The 18,594-nt window shown below is 44.2% G+C and carries 21 protein-coding genes; 11 read left to right on the forward strand and 10 right to left on the reverse strand.

The window, feature by feature from the left end; translation table 11 throughout:
• Positions 1 to 39: 39 nt before the first annotated feature.
• A complete protein-coding gene (locus tag ABXS78_RS12290) occupies positions 40 to 597 on the forward strand; it encodes a thioredoxin family protein (RefSeq protein ID WP_366247456.1) in 558 nt (185 codons plus the stop codon).
• 80 nt (positions 598 to 677) lie between these two features.
• On the opposite strand, the gene ABXS78_RS12295 is transcribed toward ABXS78_RS12290, so the two are convergent.
• On the reverse strand, positions 678 to 1,469 hold the full coding sequence (locus ABXS78_RS12295; protein WP_366249939.1) for an aminoglycoside phosphotransferase family protein: 792 nt from the start codon (positions 1,467 to 1,469) through the stop codon (positions 678 to 680).
• A gap of 79 nt (positions 1,470 to 1,548) precedes the next feature.
• Between ABXS78_RS12295 and ABXS78_RS12300 the strand changes: the two genes are divergently transcribed.
• Complete coding sequence (locus ABXS78_RS12300) at positions 1,549 to 2,550, forward strand: potassium channel family protein (RefSeq protein ID WP_176465812.1); 1,002 nt, start codon at positions 1,549 to 1,551, stop codon at positions 2,548 to 2,550.
• A gap of 39 nt (positions 2,551 to 2,589) precedes the next feature.
• Here ABXS78_RS12300 and ABXS78_RS12305 read toward each other — a convergent pair whose 3' ends face one another.
• Complete coding sequence (locus tag ABXS78_RS12305; protein ID WP_095224302.1) at positions 2,590 to 3,936, reverse strand: glucose-6-phosphate isomerase; 1,347 nt, start codon at positions 3,934 to 3,936, stop codon at positions 2,590 to 2,592.
• Positions 3,937 to 4,081: 145 nt separating this feature from the next.
• Between ABXS78_RS12305 and ABXS78_RS12310 the strand changes: the two genes are divergently transcribed.
• Positions 4,082 to 4,315, forward strand: coding sequence for a DUF378 domain-containing protein (locus ABXS78_RS12310; protein WP_095224303.1), 234 nt, complete (start codon positions 4,082 to 4,084; stop codon positions 4,313 to 4,315).
• A gap of 44 nt (positions 4,316 to 4,359) precedes the next feature.
• Here the strand turns inward: ABXS78_RS12310 and yugI are convergent, their stop codons facing one another.
• Positions 4,360 to 4,731 carry a S1 domain-containing post-transcriptional regulator GSP13 gene (gene yugI, locus ABXS78_RS12315; RefSeq protein WP_366247457.1) on the reverse strand — a complete coding sequence of 124 codons (372 nt, stop codon included), beginning with the start codon at positions 4,729 to 4,731 and terminating at the stop codon, positions 4,360 to 4,362.
• Between the two features lie 266 nt (positions 4,732 to 4,997).
• Between yugI and ABXS78_RS12320 the strand changes: the two genes are divergently transcribed.
• From ABXS78_RS12320 to kapB, 3 genes are all read left to right on the forward strand, one after another.
• Positions 4,998 to 5,810, forward strand: a complete 813-nt coding sequence (locus ABXS78_RS12320; protein ID WP_366247458.1) for an alpha/beta hydrolase — start codon at positions 4,998 to 5,000, stop codon at positions 5,808 to 5,810.
• A 69-nt stretch (positions 5,811 to 5,879) separates the two neighbouring features.
• Positions 5,880 to 7,058 carry a PatB family C-S lyase gene (locus ABXS78_RS12325; protein WP_366247459.1) on the forward strand — a complete coding sequence of 393 codons (1,179 nt, stop codon included), beginning with the start codon at positions 5,880 to 5,882 and terminating at the stop codon, positions 7,056 to 7,058.
• Entirely contained in the window at positions 7,055 to 7,435 is a 381-nt protein-coding gene (kapB, locus tag ABXS78_RS12330; RefSeq protein ID WP_366247460.1) for a sporulation phosphorelay system protein KapB, read from the forward strand. The genes ABXS78_RS12325 and kapB overlap by 4 nt, the downstream gene beginning before the upstream one ends.
• A gap of 34 nt (positions 7,436 to 7,469) precedes the next feature.
• On the opposite strand, the gene ABXS78_RS12335 is transcribed toward kapB, so the two are convergent.
• The 3 genes from ABXS78_RS12335 to ABXS78_RS12345 form a co-directional block, all read right to left on the reverse strand.
• Positions 7,470 to 8,648, reverse strand: a complete 1,179-nt coding sequence (locus tag ABXS78_RS12335) for a cation:proton antiporter (protein WP_366249940.1) — start codon at positions 8,646 to 8,648, stop codon at positions 7,470 to 7,472.
• 2 nt (positions 8,649 to 8,650) lie between these two features.
• Positions 8,651 to 9,148: a TrkA C-terminal domain-containing protein gene (locus tag ABXS78_RS12340; protein WP_366247461.1), complete on the reverse strand. Its 498-nt coding sequence runs from the start codon at positions 9,146 to 9,148 to the stop codon at positions 8,651 to 8,653.
• 80 nt (positions 9,149 to 9,228) lie between these two features.
• Entirely contained in the window at positions 9,229 to 9,489 is a 261-nt protein-coding gene (locus ABXS78_RS12345; protein WP_038564989.1) for a phosphocarrier protein HPr, read from the reverse strand.
• A 192-nt stretch (positions 9,490 to 9,681) separates the two neighbouring features.
• Here ABXS78_RS12345 and deoD point away from each other — a divergent pair, with 192 nt between their 5' ends.
• From deoD to ABXS78_RS12360, 3 genes are all read left to right on the forward strand, one after another.
• A complete protein-coding gene (gene deoD / locus ABXS78_RS12350; protein WP_038564986.1) occupies positions 9,682 to 10,392 on the forward strand; it encodes a purine-nucleoside phosphorylase in 711 nt (236 codons plus the stop codon).
• Between the two features lie 108 nt (positions 10,393 to 10,500).
• Positions 10,501 to 11,091 carry a biotin transporter BioY gene (locus ABXS78_RS12355; protein ID WP_366247462.1) on the forward strand — a complete coding sequence of 197 codons (591 nt, stop codon included), beginning with the start codon at positions 10,501 to 10,503 and terminating at the stop codon, positions 11,089 to 11,091.
• 76 nt (positions 11,092 to 11,167) lie between these two features.
• The gene (locus ABXS78_RS12360) at positions 11,168 to 11,641 is read left to right on the forward strand and encodes a divergent PAP2 family protein (RefSeq protein WP_366247463.1); all 474 of its coding nucleotides are present in this window, start codon (positions 11,168 to 11,170) and stop codon (positions 11,639 to 11,641) included.
• Here the strand turns inward: ABXS78_RS12360 and ABXS78_RS12365 are convergent.
• Positions 11,618 to 11,806, reverse strand: a complete 189-nt coding sequence (locus ABXS78_RS12365) for a hypothetical protein (protein WP_366247464.1) — start codon at positions 11,804 to 11,806, stop codon at positions 11,618 to 11,620. The two genes, ABXS78_RS12360 and ABXS78_RS12365, sit on opposite strands and share 24 nt — an antisense overlap.
• Before the next feature lie 80 nt (positions 11,807 to 11,886).
• Entirely contained in the window at positions 11,887 to 13,104 is a 1,218-nt protein-coding gene (locus ABXS78_RS12370) for an NAD(P)/FAD-dependent oxidoreductase (protein WP_366247465.1), read from the reverse strand.
• Positions 13,105 to 13,403: 299 nt separating this feature from the next.
• Between ABXS78_RS12370 and ABXS78_RS12375 the strand changes: the two genes are divergently transcribed.
• Both ABXS78_RS12375 and ABXS78_RS12380 read left to right on the forward strand, forming a co-directional pair.
• The gene (locus ABXS78_RS12375; RefSeq protein WP_366247466.1) at positions 13,404 to 14,387 is read left to right on the forward strand and encodes an NAD(P)/FAD-dependent oxidoreductase; all 984 of its coding nucleotides are present in this window, start codon (positions 13,404 to 13,406) and stop codon (positions 14,385 to 14,387) included.
• A 103-nt stretch (positions 14,388 to 14,490) separates the two neighbouring features.
• On the forward strand, positions 14,491 to 15,288 hold the full coding sequence (locus ABXS78_RS12380; RefSeq protein WP_366247467.1) for an MBL fold metallo-hydrolase: 798 nt from the start codon (positions 14,491 to 14,493) through the stop codon (positions 15,286 to 15,288).
• Positions 15,289 to 15,297: 9 nt separating this feature from the next.
• On the opposite strand, the gene ABXS78_RS12385 is transcribed toward ABXS78_RS12380, so the two are convergent.
• Both ABXS78_RS12385 and ABXS78_RS12390 read right to left on the reverse strand, forming a co-directional pair.
• Entirely contained in the window at positions 15,298 to 16,773 is a 1,476-nt protein-coding gene (locus ABXS78_RS12385; RefSeq protein ID WP_366247468.1) for a sugar porter family MFS transporter, read from the reverse strand.
• A gap of 261 nt (positions 16,774 to 17,034) precedes the next feature.
• Positions 17,035 to 18,471, reverse strand: coding sequence for a sugar porter family MFS transporter (locus tag ABXS78_RS12390; protein WP_366249941.1), 1,437 nt, complete (start codon positions 18,469 to 18,471; stop codon positions 17,035 to 17,037).
• Positions 18,472 to 18,594 lie beyond the last annotated feature (123 nt).

Below are 18,594 nucleotides of genomic sequence, written 5' to 3' on the forward strand. Positions count from 1 at the left end.
ACCGCTCGGGTAAACTAAACATCAGAAAGGATGAGGCACATGACGACATTAAACGAATGGTTTGAAAAAGGTATTAATATCGATGCGTATTTGGACTCCATGCAAACACATAAAGAAAATACAATGCATATCTACGATCACTACGAGCTTCCAGCTGACACAGAGTTTTTCAACACACTCCGCTCCCAAAAACTTCGAGCTATCGTACTGACAGAAGACTGGTGCGGGGATGCCATGCTGAATTTGCCGATTTTTTATCATATCGCACAAGCTGGAGCAATTGATGTTCGCATCCTTCGCCGTGATGAGAACTTGGAATTGATGGATCAATATCTGACTAATGGTAAAAGCCGTTCCATTCCGATCATCATCTTTATCAATCAAAATGGAGATGAAGTTGCGAAATGGGGTCCGCGAGCTCCAGAACTGCAAGTTTATATTGATGAATCCTTCAGCAGTCTGCCAGATAAGGATGCACCTGAATATGAGGAAAAACGCAGCCAAATGCTCACTTTTATTACAAAATCCTATCGTGACAATACAGACTTCTGGCAGCGAGTCTATGCAAGCTTGAAAAGAGGCCTTGAAGAAGCATAAAAACATCCATCTCGGATGTTTTTTGCTTTGTATTAAATCACTGCGGGGGTACAGTTGCTATTCAAAATAAGTATCCCATATTAAACAAATCGGCTCTCCATTTCAGCTAATAGCTCACTGTTAGGTCCATATTCAAGCAGCTCATAATATAAGCCTAGTTTGGATAATTGCTCTGCCCGCCGAAAAATCATTTCCTTATCGTCAGCATCATACGCGTACAGTACTTGTTGCAAGAAAACCTTGCTTATCTCACTGATTCCAGCAAAATCGATAGCTGGATCACCGACATGCATATCACTGAAATCAATGATACCGACTTGGCAGGACGATTCCTCCCACAAAATATGCGCTGATCGTAAATCTCCATGCACAACAGCGGTACAAACTGGTTCTAATTCCGCAAACAATCTTTCCGTGTAATTAATGACAAAAGCAGGTAAACTCGGATAAAAGCTGCTTATTCCTTCCAAAAGCCGATCATAATAAGATTTGTCTCGTTTCGGTAACCTGTACATGGAAGCGTCCAGTTGGTGGAGTTTCGAGAGAAAGGCACCCAACTGGCTCGCGGCCACCTCAAGAACTATATCTGACATGTTTGCAGATAGAGGATGTCCCGGTATGTATGGATAAAGTGCAGCATCGCTTCCCTTCGGAGTCGTTAAGATAGTGAATGCTGGCAGTGCAATGTTTGTTTTAACTTGTAATTCCTTGAGCAGCTTCTTCTCTTCCTGATTGATTGCTCCACCCTTCTTCGGCACTCGTAATACCCAGCTGTTATTCAGTACATATACGTCATGATCCCAGCCCATATCAATAGTTTCTACATGCCAGATTGCTTCCTGCAAGTAGCTTTCCAGCCATCCAGCTGTCATTTTATCCAACTCTTCCCCCTCCTGTCCGTTTAAACAATGTGAATAAACATATACTAACAAAAAAATGAGGAGGGATAGTATGGTCACGCAGTTTTTGCGACGTTTCTATTTCCGCCTTCCCATATTTGTCCGTCTTTTCTCCACTATACTTATCGTAATGGTGATATTCGGAATATGCATGCGCCACATAGAACCGGAGCAGTTTCCCACCTATTTTGATGGTGTCTGGTGGGCATTTGTCACCGCATCCACAGTCGGCTATGGGGATTTGATCCCTGAAACATTTTCCGGCAAGATTCTTGCGATTGTCCTTATCCTTTCAGGAGCGGGTCTCGTCACTTTTTATTTGGCCACTATTGCTGCTGGAACTGTAAAGTATACCCAGGATCTTTCGAAAGGACTAACCGAATTCAAAGGAAGCAATCATATAATCATTATCGGCTGGAATGAGCGGGCCAGAGCACTGCTTGAAAAGCTAACCGAAAAACATCCTGAACAATCTGTCGTCTTAATTGATCAGTCATTGACTATGCTCCCCTACCGGGAACACCCTTTACACTTCATCCGCGGCGACGCTTCTGAAGATAAGACTCTTCAAAAAGCGAATATCCAGCATGCCAAGACCGCTATCATCACTGCCAACGCTGGCAAAAACGAGAAACAAATTGATTACATGACGATTCTGACGACGATTGCCTTGCGGGGCAACAATCCAAAGCTTCACATCGTAGCGGAAGTTCTGACATTTAGTCAAAAGGAAAATCTCCGACGCGCAGGAGCAGATGTCGTCATTCGATCTAACGATTTTGTGAGTACATTGTTTTTCCACGAAGTGTATCATAAAGAAAAGAAAAGTCATTTGGAACTTCTTTTGCATTTTCTGCGAGAACAGGAAATCAGAATCATCTCCTTGCCCAATGAATTAGCGGGTAAAAGCTACTTTGAAGCTAGTCGTTATTTTGCCCGCAAGGAAAAAACGGTAATCGGCTATATGCGAGGAGAAAGTATGGATATGAACCCAGACTTCCAGGAGCCGATGCATCAAGAGGACTGCATCATTACCTTACAGCATATCGAATAAAAAATCCCTTCAGCCATTAAGGCAAGAAGGGATTTTTTATTATAATCTTTTTTCTAATTTTGCTTTTTCTTCTTCATAGCCAGGTTTGCCAAGCAGCGCAAACATGTTCTTCTTATATGCTTCCACTCCTGGCTGATCGAACGGATTCACACCAAGCAAGTAGCCGCTGATTGCACAAGCTTTCTCGAAGAAGTATACAAGATACCCGAAACTGAAAGAATCGAGTGCCGGAACTTCTACGACTAAGTTTGGTACGTCACCATCTGTATGAGCAAGCAATGTACCCTGGAAGGCTTTATGGTTCACTTGATCAACCGTTTGACCTGCAAGATAGTTCAGTCCATCTAAGTCTTCCTCTTCCGCTTCTATCGTCACATCAGAGACCGGCTGTTTCACATGTACGACTGTTTCGAACAAGTCACGACGGCCTTCCTGTACGTATTGACCAAGGGAATGTAAATCGGTAGAGAAGTTAGCAGATGCCGGGAACAACCCTTTCAAATCCTTCCCTTCACTCTCTCCGAACAATTGCTTCCACCATTCATTGAAGTACTGCAATGACGGTTCATAGTTCACAAGCAGTTCGATATTCTTGCCTTTGTTATACAGGACATTACGAATAGCTGCATACTGATATGCCGGGTTCTCCTTCAAATCGGATACAGAAAGTTCTTCCTGCGCCTTTTGTGCGCCTGACATGATGCTGTCGATATCGACACCAGCTGCCGCAATTGGCAATAGTCCAACGGCTGTCAGGACAGAGAAACGGCCGCCAACATCATCAGGTATGACGAACGACTCGTAGCCTTCTTTGCTGGCAAGTGTTTTCAGAGCACCTCTTGCCTTATCCGTTGTGGCATAAATACGTTTGCGTGCTTCATCCACTCCGTATTTTTCTTCCAGGTACTTCTTAAAGACACGGAAGGCAATTGCTGGTTCCGTCGTCGTACCGCTCTTGGAAATGACATTCACGCTGACATCTTTGCCCTTGATTGCATCAAGCAGCTGATTCAAATAAGGGGCGCTGATGCTATTGCCGACAAAGAATACTTGCGGCGCTTTGCGGTCTTCTTTGGAAAGTACGTTGAAAAAGCTGTGCGTCAGTGCCTCGATCGCCGCACGGGCCCCAAGATAAGAACCGCCGATTCCGACAACGAGCAGGACATCCGAATCTGATTGGATCTTCGCTGCAGCCTGCTTGATACGAGCGAATTCCTCTTTGTCATAATCCGTCGGCAAATCAAGCCAGCCAAGGAAATCATTGCCGGCACCTGTTTTATTATGTAATTGGTCATGCGCAGCCTGTACGAGCGGTGCAAGGTAATCAAGCTCCTGCTCCCCGATATATGGCATCGCTTTCTTATAATCGAATCCGATATGTGTCATATTCATCCTCCTTGAAACTGCTTACTACTGCAACTTTACCGAAACTGGACAAGTAAAGCAAGAATTGTTGCAGGAATATAATCAGCCAACAAAGGCATGCTAAGAAAGATTTATCATCCCGCTTCATGAAATGGAGGTTATGCAGTTGAATATGGTACAGCGTATCGCTCTTGTTCTTGTCATAATCGGCGCGATTAACTGGGGACTAGTCGGTTTATTCAACTACGACTTGGTTGCAGGTATCTTTGGTAACGGCAGTCAAGCTGCTGCTTTTCCACGGATCATTTACAGTCTTGTCGGCTTGGCTGGTCTTGTGTCGATTTCCGCTCTGTTCCTAGAGCGCAAAGAAGTGGAAGAAGCGTCAACTACCAAGGCATAAACGGATAAATCAAAAAAGACCCCCTTCAATGGGGGTCTTTCTAATTATTTGCGGTTGCCTTCAGTTTGTTTGATCCAGTCTTGAAGTTTATCCTTCAACGTATTGAATCCTGCTGGAGCATCCTCAGAAACAGCTTGCTTCTGGCTGCTATCTTGCTGCTGTTTTGCAGGTGCTTCTTCAGTAGCACGGATAGAAAGGGAATATTTACCGCTTTCTTCGTTGATATCAAGGATTCTAACTTTAACTTCATCGCCCACGGATAGGTGCTCATTGATGTCTTTTACGAAACCGTGAGTCACCTCGGAAATGTGAACCAAACCTTGAACCTGCTCATCCAATGCGACAAACGCACCGTAAGGCTGGATTCCTGTTACTTTACCTGTCAATACTTGTCCTGTTTCGAACTTCTCTGCCATACTAAACAACTCCTGATTTTTTCTACTTTTATACGCAATAAATAATTCTATCACAGTAAGTTGGTTTCGGCAAAAATTTATCTAAGTATGATTTTTTTATCGGAACAGGTTTGCAAAGGAGCAATTTGGGCAATACATAGTACTGTAAGACTTTCTCGTATTCCCCCTGTAGGCAAAGCGATCCGTATCGCTTTGCTATTTTTTTTTGCATATAAAGTATGAAATGACCGAGACTAAAACTAATTGCAGGCAAAGGGGCAGCTAGAATGTTTTACTCGAACCATACCTTCCATTACAAAAAAATAGCTATCGATTACCGTATTTACCCTTCTCACAATACTGACTCATCCCGTACAATCCTTCTTCTTCACGGTTTCCTTGCCTCAGGAAGCTGCTTTCATCGCATGATACCCGAGCTGCGTCAACGTTACCAGGTAATAACATTGGATTTCCCTCCCTTCGGAAATAGTGAAAAATCAACGGAAATAGCTTTTTCCTATGAAGACTATACCGACCTTGCTGCATCTCTTCTTGATCACTTGCAAATAAAAAATCTGGATATTGGCGGTCACTCAATGGGCGGTCAAATTGCTATGCGTCTCGCATATTGCTACCCAGAACGTATTAATAAACTATTTCTATTTGCACCATCAAGCTATATGCTGCCAACGGACACATTTTCAAGCATGATCGCTTCTGCCAGCATCTTTCCTGCGATTATGCAACTCGTATTCGAAGCTACCAGCGTCGTCGGTTTCCTCCGCCACCTTGTTGCAGACCCTGAAAAGGTCACCCTTCGGATGGTGATTGCATACAGCATTCCCTTTATGGCCAAGGAACTTTTTCCAAGTCTGGCTCATTTTATCCGATCACGAGGCGGCGATTTGCCGAACGACAGCCTGCAGCAAATAAAAGCAAAAACAATCATTTTCTGGGGAAAAGAAGACCCATTACTGCCCCCTTCCATTGGCTATCGGTTGCTTGCAGAGCTGCCCCATGCGACGCTCCATATCCTGCCTGATGCCGGTCATCTCTTACCCGAAGAAACACCGGAAACGATTGTTTCGTATATAGAATGATCAGGCCTTTCGCTTTTCGAAGCATTTCTTTATATAATGGGAAAAGAAATGATGGAAGGAGTACGGACTATGCATAATTTCGAAATAGTACATGACCGCAGAAAGACGCGGTCCGTCAAATGGGACAATCTCAAAGCATTATATGGAGGAGAAGATGTTCTGCCGATGTGGGTCGCAGATATGGATTTCCAGGCGCCTCAAGCCGTGATAGATGCCTTGAAGAGCAGAGCTGAACACGGCATCTATGGTTACACAATCACAGATGCGAGTATTTCCAAGACCGTATCCAATTGGGTTGAAAAACGTCATGGCTGGCGCATTAAGCCAAGCTGGCTTCTATACAGCCCGGGCGTCGTGACGAGTTTGCATATGGCCATCCAGACATTTACCGAACCTGGTGAACAAGTTGTGATTCAAACACCTGTCTATGCTCCTTTTTACAGTGTGGTTACAGCTCATGATCGTGAAATCGTCGAAAACCCTCTGCTTGAAGATAATGGTACATATCAAATGGATTTCGAACACTTGGAGACATGTTTCCGAGAAGGAGCAAAGGCGATGATTCTTTGCAACCCGCATAATCCAGTTGGACGCGTCTGGACGAAAGAAGAACTGGAGCGCTTAGCAAAGCTGTGCGAAACGTATGATGTTTTGCTCCTGTCAGATGAGATCCATGCTGATTTGATTCATGAAGGATATCAGCATATACCCATTGCTTCCTTGTCTGAGGACATGGGCAAACGGACGATCACATTCCTTTCTCCGTCAAAAACATTCAACTTAGCAGGATTGCAGGTATCTTACAGCATCGTTCAGCAGGAAGATATGCGTCAGCAGCTGCAGGAGACGTTCTCGAAGCAAGGCTTCCATATGCTGAATGCGATGGCAGTTGCCGCAATGGAAGCTGCTTATACTGACGGTGAGGAATGGCTGGAAGGACTGCTGGACATACTGGCCGTCAATCGAAAGCTGACGGAAGAAGCATTGGCAGATACTTCCCTGATCCAAATTGCACCTCTGGAAGGCACCTATTTGATGTGGCTGGATTGCCGCCAGATGCAGCTGGAACAAAATGAATTGATGGACTTCTTTGCCAAGAAAGCGAAGCTCGGATTCAATGATGGCATTCAGTTCGGAGAAGCGGGTGCTGGATTTGTTCGGATGAACATTGCCTGTCCGCCTGAAACGATGCGCGATGCCCTGCAGCGGCTGACAAACAGCCTTAAGGAATTCGAGGCAGCAAAATGACTATGGAAATCGGCAGCGTCGTAAAAGCACGCTACAAAACTGGTTCCTATGTCGGAAAAATCAAAGAGGAACGCGGCAAGTTCTATTTGGTGGAGATACTGGCCGTTCTCAAGCATCCGCAACAAGGTGATCTGCACCACCCAAAGGAAACAGAAGATGTTTTCTTCCATGAACGCCGCGCATTGGCTCAGCATGAAAAAGCGAATATACCGAAAACAGCTGTATCAGAATTTGCAGACGAAGTACCGGACTACTCCGCTTCTCTACGTACTGCACTTCAGCAGCTTAGAAACGACTTGGAGGAACAATCCGCCTCGCGCTATCAAGAACTCGCGCTTGCAAACGTTGATACACTGGAAAAGGATTACTTCAAATAAACAAAAAAGGCAGGAGCTTAGCTTCTGCCTTTTTTCAGTCATAAGAGCCTGGCACTTTCAGATTACGTTTTTTCGTCATAGGCTTACCAAAAATCTTGTTTGTTACCTGCGGGGCAAATTCGAACAGCAATACACCGATGAAGGCTGCCAGGACAATGTAGATGCCAGCAAATACTTTTGCCGTACCCATTGCAATACTGGCTATTACAACACTGAATTCTCCTCTGGCACATATAGACAATCCGCCGCGAAAAGCGACTCGCTTCGGCAATCCGTACATCAATCCTCCAAAGTAGCCTGTCATCACTTTGGCTGCTATTGTCCAGATCAGGACAATCAATAGCAATAACGGCATTGGTACACCGTCGCCGAAATCTATGGTTGTTCCAAAATAGATGAAAAACGTCGGCAGCAGTAAATCTCGAATTGGTATCACAGCATGTTCCACACGCTCGATTTTACCTGATTCCGCTAAAATCATCCCGGCCAGGAAGGCACCCAGCACCTCGGATAATCCAAGGTAGACAGCAAGCCCGCCATATGTCAAAGCTATCCCGATCAACAGCACAATTTTAAAGTCCTCGTCTTCAAGCTTATCCATGAAGGTATCAAATCTGCGGAAGACTGTTTTGCTGAGAACAACTGCCCCTGCAGCTAGGGCAAGTATTTTCAGCACAAGATACACAGCACTAACCGGATCAAAGCTTCCCGAACTGCTGATACCAATTAGCACAGCTACTAAAATCGGCGCGATGATATCCTCGAAAATTAGGAGTGCCAATATGAATTCTGTCTCCATATTGGCCATTCTGCTTTTGTCATCCAGCAGCTTAGCAGTAATGGAGGAGCTTGTAGCATATGCCACCGCACCAATAAGGAATGATGTAAATAAATCAACCTTCAAAATGAGGCATATCCCCATCGTAACACCAAGACTCAAGGCCACATCCAGCAGTCCGGTTGACCAGATTTTCTTAGCTATTCCGCCAAGTCTCGAAATACTGAATTCTAAACCGAGCACAAAGAAAAGCAAAACGATTCCGACCTCACTGGAAAAGTGAAGAATTTCATTATGAACGAGAAGATCAGCAAGAATGATGCCAAACAAGATATACAGAATGACATTAGGAAAACGGATTTTGATGGAAAGAAAACCTAAATAGAAAATGCCGAGCAAAACAAGGCCAGCTCCAAGCAGCGTTGGCAGCTGCACACTCAAGTCTGTTCATCCTTACCTGCACAAAGGTCAATCATCGCATCTATTTGCACTTTCTTTCCAATGGACATCAGTACGTCCCCAGGATGCAAAATTGTATCCGGCTCGGGAATGGCAATTGTCTCATCACCTTGGATGATCCCGATAACAGTTACCCCGGTTTTAGAACGTACCGCCGCTTCTCCTAGCGTCTTATTCGCAATCTCTGATGATTCTGATAATTCAATGTAATCTACGATGATTTGCTTACGAAAGAGCTTCAGCTGATCGGTATCAACTGGCTGATACGTTGCACCTAGAAGCTGTGCGCCTAGTTCCCGTGTTTCATCTGCTGTCAAATCCATTGCGAAATCCGCTTCATCACTGGAAGCATCCTCGAAGAAATACAGCTCCCGTTTGCCAGAATGGTGGACGATGATGACAACCATACCCTCTTCTCCAGTGCGCAGCGTAATTTTGCTTCCGATACCAGGAAGCTGTGATATATGACATTTCATCAGCCAGGACTCCCCTACGGTGTATTAAACTCCTTGAGAAAAGTATAAAAAAAGCTGGAGAAAATCTCCAGCTTTTTCGATCAGCTCAAATGGTTTTCCAACACTTCCTGGATACCTTCTAACGCTGCTTCCTCATCATTTCCGTCTGCTGTAATAACAACCTGTGCTCCTTGCGGTACACCTAGTGACATGACACCCATAATCGATTTCAAGTTCACTTTTCTTTCTTTGAATGCAAGCTCAATCTCAGAGTTGAACTGGCCGGCTTTATTAACGAGCAGCGTTGCAGGTCTCGCATGGATTCCTGTTTCGCTAGTAATGGTGAATGTTTTCTCTTGCATCGTAATTCCCTCCAAAGCAAATAGCTCATGTATGTAAATGTGAAAGTGGTAACATAATTATTATAGGAGAAAAGAAAGCGGTTTTAAATAAATATGCCACTTTTTTAAGTTTAAAAATAGCTTCTTGGCATAAGATTGAGTTTCTCCAGTATTTATGGTAATTTTGACACATCTAGAAAAAGGAGTGCTGTCATGAGTGTACATATAAATGCAGAGGCTGGCCAGATTGCAGACAAGATCCTGCTTCCTGGCGATCCACTTCGCGCAAAATACATCGCCGAAACATTTTTAGAAGATGCAAAGCTTTATAACGAAGTAAGAGGAATGTATGGCTATACTGGTACATACAAAGGAGAAAGAATCTCCGTTCAAGGTACTGGTATGGGTGTCCCTTCCATCAGCATCTATGTAAATGAATTGATTCAAAGCTACGGTGTGAAAAAACTGATCCGTGTTGGTACTGCCGGCGCTATTCAGAAAGATGTAAAAGTTCGTGATGTAATCTTAGCATCCACGTCCAGCTCTGATTCCCAAATAAACCGACAGGAATTCGGCACAGTCGATTTTGCACCTACAGCTGACTTTGATTTATTGTTGAAAGCCTATCAGGCTGGACAAGCAAAAGGCTTGAATATCCGTGTTGGCAACGTGTTTACAAGCGATCGTTTCTATCGTGACAACACATTGGAATTCTACGGAAAATTGGCAGATTACAAAGTCTTGGCTGTCGAAATGGAAACGACTGCACTCTACACGATAGCTGCGAAACATGATTGTCAAGCGCTATCTGTTCTTACAGTCAGCGATCACATCCTCACTGGCGAAGAAACAACTGCCGAGGAACGTCAGACTACTTTTGGCGATATGATGGAAATTGCATTGGATGCAGCAATTCAGGCATAGAAGAAGGCTTCTATGCCTTTTTCTATGCCTACATTGTAAACCTTAATAAAATTAAAGTTGACAATAATAGTAGTGTCGTTTACTATTTCTGCAAGGAGTTGATAAGTTATGAGTCGTACTGGTAAATTGACTGCAAGCGCGATGTTTGTTGGCTTGATGACAGTCGGAGCAAACATTTCGGTCTGGCTTCCGTTTCTTGCTGTACCAATCGGAGGACAAACCGTACCATTATCATTGCAGCCGTTCTTTGCTTTACTTGCTGGATTGCTGTTAGGCTATAAATGGGGAGCCTACAGTATGATCTGTTACGTATTGCTTGGTCTGACGGGGTTGCCGATATTCGCAGATCTCTCAGGAGGATTTGGTGTCTTTGCTGGTCCCACTGGCGGTTTCTTGCTATCTTTCATACCTATTGCCTTTATCGCTGGATTCATCATGGAAAAGACATCTATACGATACCGTGCTTTCGGGGCGGTGATTGCTGGTATATTTGTAAATTATCTTTTGGGTGTCACGTATATGTATGGTGCCATGCACCTTTGGATGGGTGTGGATATCAGCTACTTAGCTGCTTGGATCAGTATGATTCCATTCTTTATCAAAGATTTCTGTTTCGCTATACTTGCAGCCCTATTTTACCCTAGAGTGGCTCATGCTTTCAAAAAAGGAAAAGTGACATATAATACTTCGTTTAAATGACATTTTCTCAGGGAAATTTAGTTATAATGAGTACATCATATATTATAGCTTTTTCTCTGAAAGGATGTAGCAGTACATGTCATTGTTACAAAATATGCCACTATGGAGTGCGTTGATTGCCATCGTTTTCGCACAAGTAATAAAAGTACCCATCCGCGCGATTGCCGATAAGCGCATCCAGGCCGATCTTGCATTCAGTACGGGCGGTATGCCAAGCAGTCATTCAGCAGCAGTGGCTGCCCTGACAACCTCGATCGGCATTGAAAGCGGACTTGATTCCCCTATCTTTGCAGCATCCTTTGTCTTTAGCATCATCATCATGTTCGATGCATCTGGTGTAAGAAGACAAGCTGGTGAACAAGCGGTATTGCTTAATTTGCTATTGAAGGATTTCCAGCGCTTTGTAGACGAAGCAAAACACTGGGGCAGTAAACAAGAGTTCGAAAAGAATCGTGAAATCAGGGAGATGCTCGGACATCAGCCGATTGAAGTCTTTTTCGGCGCCCTGACCGGCATTGGTATTTCTCTAGTCATCTATTTGCTGTTTTAATTGCATATGCAGCTGCTTGCTTCCGAAATCACGCACAGGAAGCTGCCTCTGTTCATATTGGATGACGTCCTCTGCAGTTAAATTCGTCAGCTGGCTCCATGTCACATACATAGCTGTAAGCCAGAGGGTACAAAGGAGTGCTCTAATGCACCATCGTCGTATCATATCTTTCACCTCTGGTACCAGCATCGACAAATGAGAATATCCCTATACAAAAGAAAAGCAGCCATATGGCTGCTTTTTGTTTAGCTGAAGATATTGAATTTCCCTTTTTTCAAAACCAGTCCTACACCGCCAAGCTGATAAAGATAGCGATTATCCGATGCCTTCTTCATCACATCTGCAGGCTTTCCGAACAGCTTCTTGCCCATTACCATACCCATGGCATCACCGCCTCCCAAGGAAGCCAGTGTACCTTTGATTTCTGGCACGAATTTTTGAGTGTTTCTTTCTTTACGGATGAGTGCTTTTAGATTTTGGGCACAGTTGTAGCCCATCTGTGTAGCTATTTGTGCAGTCGGCGGATATGGTTTTCCGGTTTCATCATTTATCACAGCAGCACAATCGCCGACAATAAATATATCGTCATGTTGCGGGTCTCGCAGATCGTCTGTGACCATTACCTTACCGCGATTTACTTCAAATCCAGATTCCTCCAAAATCGAATTTCCTTTGACACCGGCTGCCCAAACAGTTGTATTGGTTTTGACCGTATGCCTCTCGCCTGCTTTTTCATAAACGATGCTGTCGGCCGTCACTTCCTTAAGGAAAGCATTCGTCTGGAATTCTATACCGCGGGATTCCAGTGAGTTCAAGGCGTATTCTACAAGCTGCGGATCAAATCCCATCATGACGGAAGCACCTGCTTCCACAACGATAACACGTACTTTATCGCGGTCGATATCATATTCCTTACACAGTTCTGGTATACGTTCTGCTAGTTCTCCAGCAAATTCAATGCCCGTGAAGCCGCCTCCGCCGATCACGATATTAAGACGCTCTTCTTTCTTTTCTGTTTCATTGTTATACACAGCGAAATTGTGCTCGATATGCTCTCGAATCAAACGGGAAGAATTGATGCTCCGAATCATGTACGCATGGTCAAGCAGTCCATCTATCCCGAAATTCGCTGGTTCAAAACCTAAGCCTACAACAAGATAATCATAGGAGATTTCGCCGTTTTGCATCACCAGCTTTTTTTCGTCCGGTTTGATCTTCGTTACCGTATCCTGTACAAAATTGACTTTTTTTGCATCGATAACATCCTTGATGGCAATCCGTGTCTGATCATGATGTCTCGTCCCTGCTGCGTTTTCATGGAGCCATGTTGTCTGATAATGGTAATCATGCTTATTGACGAGTGTAATGCTCGCCTCGTCCGCTCCAATCAGTTTCTGAAGTTTCACTGTCGTAATCAGGCCGCCGTAACCAGCACCTGCAATCACAATTTTGGGTTTGCTCATCTTCGATCACATCCATTAACATAGTTTGGTTTTTCCTAAGCTTCAGCAACCTAACAACACATTAATTTTTTTGTTTGTGATACTATTCACTTTATAAAGCAGATGAAAACATAAAACTGTCACAAAACCGTCATCAATATTATGGTAAACGTTTTCTTTCCTTTTATCAACCGAAAAAGGGGAAGCTTATCACGTACCAGGGCAACTACCATACATTAAAAATCCTTCTTCTTACTCATATTTCAGCAACTATGATAAAATACCAGGTGTTACGTTTAAAAATACTAGGAGGAACCGGTATGTCAGATCAAGTATATGATGTGACCATCATCGGTGCAGGTCCAGTCGGACTTTTCACCGCATTCTATGGTGGGATGCGTCAGCAAAGTGTCAAAATCATTGAAAGCCTTCCCCAAGTGGGCGGACAGCTTTCTGCTTTATACCCAGAAAAATACATCTACGATATTGCAGGCTTCCCCCAAGTCCGCGCGCAGGAATTAGTGGACAACCTGATGGAACAGCTTAAACGCTTCGATCCAACGATCGCTCTTGGTGAGTCTGTAGATAAAGTCGAGCGTTTGGAAGATAATACATTCCGCATCGAAACAGATAAAGACGTACACTTCTCGAAAACGATCATTATCACAGCAGGAAACGGTGCCTTCCAGCCGCGTCGCCTGACTGTTGAACGATGTGACGAGTTCGAGGGTGTCAACCTTAATTACTATGTGGATAATATGCAGAAATACGCTGGCAAGCGTGTTCTATTAGCAGGTGGCGGCGATTCGGCTGTAGACTGGGCGCTGATGCTTGAACCGATTGCCAAAGAAGTCATTCTCGTGCATCGCCGCGATGAATTCCGTGCCCATGAGCACAGTGTGGAACGACTCATGCAATCCAATGTTAGAATCATGACTCCTTATACACCAGTTGAAATGCTTGGTACTGATCGCATCGAACAGGTTGTTCTGCAGAAGGTGAAAAGCGAAGAAACTGAAACGATCGATGTGGACGAAGTACTCGTCAATTACGGCTTCATTTCTTCCTTAGGTCCGATCAAGCAATGGGATCTGGAAATCGAGAAAAACAGCATTGTTGTAAATTCGAAACAAGAAACGAATATTCCCGGCATCTACGCTGCAGGTGATATTTGCACATATCCTGGCAAGGTTAACCTGATCGCCTCTGGTTTCGGCGAAGGCCCGACTGCCATCAACAATGCCAAAACATACATTGATCCAGACGCACGTGTACAGCCTAAACATTCCACAAGCATGTTTTAAATAACACCGCACCGGTTACCTTTATGGAAACCGGTGTTTTTTTATACTTTTTGTATAAGGAAGCCCGTCTATCACACACTAGTATCGATAAAGGAGGAGCTGTATGGAAAACGAATTTGAACATCGCTTAATTCCGCTTGCCTCAATAAAGAGCGGAACAGAAACAACCGTCTCCCCAACTGTTCATGGCTATCTTGACAGAATAGTGAATGTTTTTTTCATCGAAAATCCTGTTACAAAAGAATGGGTGCTTGTCGATGCTGGAGTCCCTGATACAGCAGGCAATATCAAGAAAGCTGCTGCTGAACTATTCGGAGAAGGCGCCAAACCAGCATGCATCATCCTCACACATGGTCACTTTGACCATGTCGGCAGCATCATAGAGCTGGTAAAGGAATGGGATGTTCCTGTATATGCGCATGAGCTCGAGCTTCCATATCTAACTGGACAGCTAGATTACCCGGAAGCTAAGACAGATGCTGGCGGCGGGATGATCACCAAGCTGTCCAAAACGTTTCCGAATGCCGGGATCGATTTAAGCAAGCATGTACGGCTCGTTCCTCTCGACCATCAAGTACCGCATCTTCCTGGCTGGGAATGGATCCATACGCCTGGCCATACTCCCGGACATATCAGCTTATTCCATACAGAAGACAAAGTCTTGATTGCGGGCGATGCGTTTACGACTGTGCAGCAGGAATCCCTGCACAAAGTGCTCACGCAGCAAAAGGAATTCAATGGTCCTCCCCGCTACTTTACAATGGACGAGCAAGAGTCCTTCCACTCCATCCGTAAGCTGCAAGAGCTGCATCCGCAAGCGGCAGGTACTGGACATGGAATGCCTGTATTTTTTGAGGAATTGGAAGCGGGCTTAAAGAAACTAACTGAAACAAAAAAATAGGAGAAGGGATTATACCCTTTCTCCTAATTCTGCTTTCTTCTTCAATTTTGGTACTGATTTGCGGATTGTCATCTGACGGAAATCCTGCTCCAATTCTTCTAGTGTCCGATCCTTTGTTTCCGGAAGGAACTTTTGGATAAAGAGTATGGCAGCAATCCCCAGGACAACGAAAATCAGGAAAGTGCTGGATAGACCAATTGCACTTAACAGTACCGGGAACGTCAAACTAATCGTGAAGTTCGTCATCCATTGGAAGAATACTGCGATTCCCATCCCCATTCCACGCAGTCTGGAAGGGAAAATCTCTGCCAGCATCAGCCATGTGACTGGTGAAACAGCTCCCTGCTGGAAGGCAAGGAATGTGACAGTAAGAGCTAGCACCATGTACGGAAGTGCTGTTGTTCCTTCAAAGAAAGTAGCAGCTATCGTAATAAGCAGCAGCGCACTAGTTGTACCGATAAAACCAACTGTCAGCATCTGCCTGCGCCCTACTCTGCCTAGCAGCCAGATACCAACAAATGTGGCAAGTACAGAAATGACACCATTAGCAATATTACCGATTAATGCTGCTTTTGTTCCAAATCCTGCATTACTCAGAATCTCTGTTCCGTAATACATAATGGAGTTAACCCCGGTGATCTGCTGAATAATACCAATACCCATACCAATAAAAACAATTTTTCTGATCCATGGTATTGCAAGGTCTTTGTACGTAGCCTTATCTTGCTTCTCCTCTTTTTCCACTGTCTTCCGAATTTCCGCCATTTCCTGTTTCGCCTGGTTTCTGCGGCGTATCTTCGAAAGAATTTGGAAAGCTGTTTTCAGCATACCTTGCTGTGCAAGCCATCTGGGGCTTTCCGGCATGACTAGCATCCCGAACCAAAGGACGATAGCTGGCAAGGTCGCAATAACCAGCATATAGCGCCAGATATGACCTGTATCACCGAACAAATTCCCGAGTGCAGCGTTGGAAGTATAAGCAAGCAGCTGACCAGTTACGATCATCAATTCATTTTGCGTTACCATTCGTCCGCGTTTCGCTGCTGGTGACATCTCCGCAAGGTAAGCCGGGACTGTTACAGAAGCACCACCGACGGCCAGACCAAGCAGTACGCGGAAGATAACCATCGTCTCCGTATTTGGAGCGAATGAACAGCCCAATGTCGCAATAAAGAATAAAACAGCAAGATATAATATAATACGTCGACGACCAATCTTATCGGCAAGCTTCCCGCCGAATACAGCACCAAATGCTGCTCCTAACAGCAGGGAGCTGGCAACAACACCTTCTGTAAGCGGGGTCAGGTTAAGCTGATCGGTCTGCCGCATAAACGGCAGAGCACCATTGATGACTCCTGTATCATATCCAAACAATAATCCTCCGAAAGTAGATATGATGGCAATCCATCTCAGCCTTCGCTTCGAATGTTTTCCATCATCCTCATTCTGTGGGACGTGCCCTTTTTCAGTCTCGTGTTTGTCCATATTTTTCTCCTCCATTTACGCATTTGACTGTTGCATGAATCATGCTTTTACCCTTGTTTGTATGTAGAGGGTGGTAGAAGTTATATACCCGTCTTTTATCAAAATAATCACTTTTGTTATATTACAACTCTATTTCAATTGTACAGTTGTACCACAGCAAACATATTAATTGGCATTTTCACCCATGAAAATTGCATAACAATATCTTTCTTTATAAAAGAAAATCCCCTCCTGACAGCAGCCAGGAAGGGATCTTTCTCTTTACACTCTTTCACTTAGTTCAGTTTTTTTATTCAGTTTAGGTACAGTTTTGCGGATCTTTTTATTACGGAAGTCTTGTTCCAATTCCTCCAGTGTACGGTTTTTTGTTTCTGGCAGGAATTTTCGGATAAAGATAATCGCACAGACACCTAGTACAACGAAGATAAGGAAAGTACTTGATAATCCAATTGCGCTAAGCAGTACCGGGAATGTCAAACTTACAGTGAAGTTCGTCATCCAGTGGAAGAATACAGCGATCCCCATACCCATTCCACGAATACGGGAAGGGAAGATTTCAGATAGCATCAGCCACGTAACCGGGGAAACAGCACCTTGCTGGAATCCTAAGAATGTAACCGTAAGTCCCAGTACCATATATGGCAGCGCAGGACTACCCTCAAAGAAGGTTGTGACGATGGTAAGCAAAAGCAATGCACTTGTTGTTCCGATAAACCCGATTGTAAGCATCGGTCTCCGGCGAACCTTACCTAATAACCAAATACCGAAAATAGCGGCTGTAACGGAAATGATACCATTTGCGATATTACCAATAAGTGCCGCATCACGGCCAAATCCGGTTTCACTTAAAATCTGCGTACCATAATACATAATGGAGTTTACACCAGTTATTTGCTGGATGACACCAATACCCAAACCAATCAGCACAATGTTTCTGATCCATGGGATAGTCAAGTCTTTGAAGGAAGCTTTATCCAGCTTCTTCTCTCTTTCAACAGTTTTCTTAATTTGTTCAATTTCCTGTTTCGCGCGGTTTTTACGGCGAATCTTTAATAATATCTGAAAAGCGGTCTTCAGCATGCCTTGCTGCGCCAACCATCTAGGGCTTTCCGGCATAACAAGCATTCCGAACCACAATACAAGTGCAGGTATTGTTGCAATTACAAGCATATAACGCCAAATATGAGCAGTATCTCCGAACATGTTTCCAAGGAATGCGTTAGAAGAATAAGCAAGCAACTGACCGGTAACGATCATCAAATCATTGATTGTTACCATTTTTCCGCGTGACTCAGATGGAGAAACCTCTGCCAAATAAGCTGGAACAGTTACAGATGCACCACCGACAGCCAGACCAAGCAGGACGCGGAAGACAATCATCGTCTCCGTATTTGGTGCGAATGAACATCCTAAAGTTGCAATAAAGAATAAGACAGCTAAATATAAAATGACGCGACGGCGGCCAATTTTATCTGCCAGGTTCCCGCCGGATACAGCACCAAATGCAGCTCCTAGAAGCAAGGAACTTGCTACCATCCCTTCCGTTAACGGTGTCAGATTCAACTGATCCTCCTGACCCATGAAAGGCAATGCCCCATTGATTACACCTGTATCATAACCGAATAATAATCCACCAAAAGTGGAAATGAATGCGATCAGTCTCAATCTTCGTTTCGAACTTCGGCCATCATCCTCCATTTGGGGGACTTGCCCTTGTCCGTTAGCATGTTTGTCCATCTTTCTCTCTCCTCCATTTTTTGCATATGTCTGTTGCACAAACAAACAATGCTTTCACCCATGATTTATATGGTAGGAGTTATA

Source organism: Terribacillus aidingensis (genome assembly GCF_040703035.1).
Lineage (GTDB): Bacteria > Bacillota > Bacilli > Bacillales > Amphibacillaceae > Terribacillus.

Excerpts from the sequence above, each read along its gene's own strand:
- ABXS78_RS12305 (WP_095224302.1), bottom strand. The coding sequence starts at position 3,936 with ATGACACATATCGGATTCGATTATAAGAAAGCGATGCCATATATCGGG.
- ABXS78_RS12345 (WP_038564989.1), bottom strand. The coding sequence starts at position 9,489 with ATGCAAGAGAAAACATTCACCATTACTAGCGAAACAGGAATCCATGCG.
- deoD (WP_038564986.1), top strand. The coding sequence starts at position 9,682 with ATGAGTGTACATATAAATGCAGAGGCTGGCCAGATTGCAGACAAGATC.
- ABXS78_RS12360 (WP_366247463.1), top strand. The coding sequence starts at position 11,168 with ATGTCATTGTTACAAAATATGCCACTATGGAGTGCGTTGATTGCCATC.
- ABXS78_RS12385 (WP_366247468.1), bottom strand. The coding sequence starts at position 16,773 with ATGGACAAACACGAGACTGAAAAAGGGCACGTCCCACAGAATGAGGAT.
- ABXS78_RS12340 (WP_366247461.1), bottom strand. The coding sequence starts at position 9,148 with ATGAAATGTCATATATCACAGCTTCCTGGTATCGGAAGCAAAATTACG.
- ABXS78_RS12325 (WP_366247459.1), top strand. The coding sequence starts at position 5,880 with ATGCATAATTTCGAAATAGTACATGACCGCAGAAAGACGCGGTCCGTC.
- kapB (WP_366247460.1), top strand. The coding sequence starts at position 7,055 with ATGACTATGGAAATCGGCAGCGTCGTAAAAGCACGCTACAAAACTGGT.
- ABXS78_RS12375 (WP_366247466.1), top strand. The coding sequence starts at position 13,404 with ATGTCAGATCAAGTATATGATGTGACCATCATCGGTGCAGGTCCAGTC.
- ABXS78_RS12300 (WP_176465812.1), top strand. The coding sequence starts at position 1,549 with ATGGTCACGCAGTTTTTGCGACGTTTCTATTTCCGCCTTCCCATATTT.
- ABXS78_RS12355 (WP_366247462.1), top strand. The coding sequence starts at position 10,501 with ATGAGTCGTACTGGTAAATTGACTGCAAGCGCGATGTTTGTTGGCTTG.
- yugI (WP_366247457.1), bottom strand. The coding sequence starts at position 4,731 with ATGGCAGAGAAGTTCGAAACAGGACAAGTATTGACAGGTAAAGTAACA.
- ABXS78_RS12295 (WP_366249939.1), bottom strand. The coding sequence starts at position 1,469 with ATGACAGCTGGATGGCTGGAAAGCTACTTGCAGGAAGCAATCTGGCAT.
- ABXS78_RS12370 (WP_366247465.1), bottom strand. The coding sequence starts at position 13,104 with ATGAGCAAACCCAAAATTGTGATTGCAGGTGCTGGTTACGGCGGCCTG.
- ABXS78_RS12390 (WP_366249941.1), bottom strand. The coding sequence starts at position 18,471 with ATGGAGGATGATGGCCGAAGTTCGAAACGAAGATTGAGACTGATCGCA.
- ABXS78_RS12365 (WP_366247464.1), bottom strand. The coding sequence starts at position 11,806 with ATGATACGACGATGGTGCATTAGAGCACTCCTTTGTACCCTCTGGCTT.
- ABXS78_RS12380 (WP_366247467.1), top strand. The coding sequence starts at position 14,491 with ATGGAAAACGAATTTGAACATCGCTTAATTCCGCTTGCCTCAATAAAG.
- ABXS78_RS12320 (WP_366247458.1), top strand. The coding sequence starts at position 4,998 with ATGTTTTACTCGAACCATACCTTCCATTACAAAAAAATAGCTATCGAT.
- ABXS78_RS12290 (WP_366247456.1), top strand. The coding sequence starts at position 40 with ATGACGACATTAAACGAATGGTTTGAAAAAGGTATTAATATCGATGCG.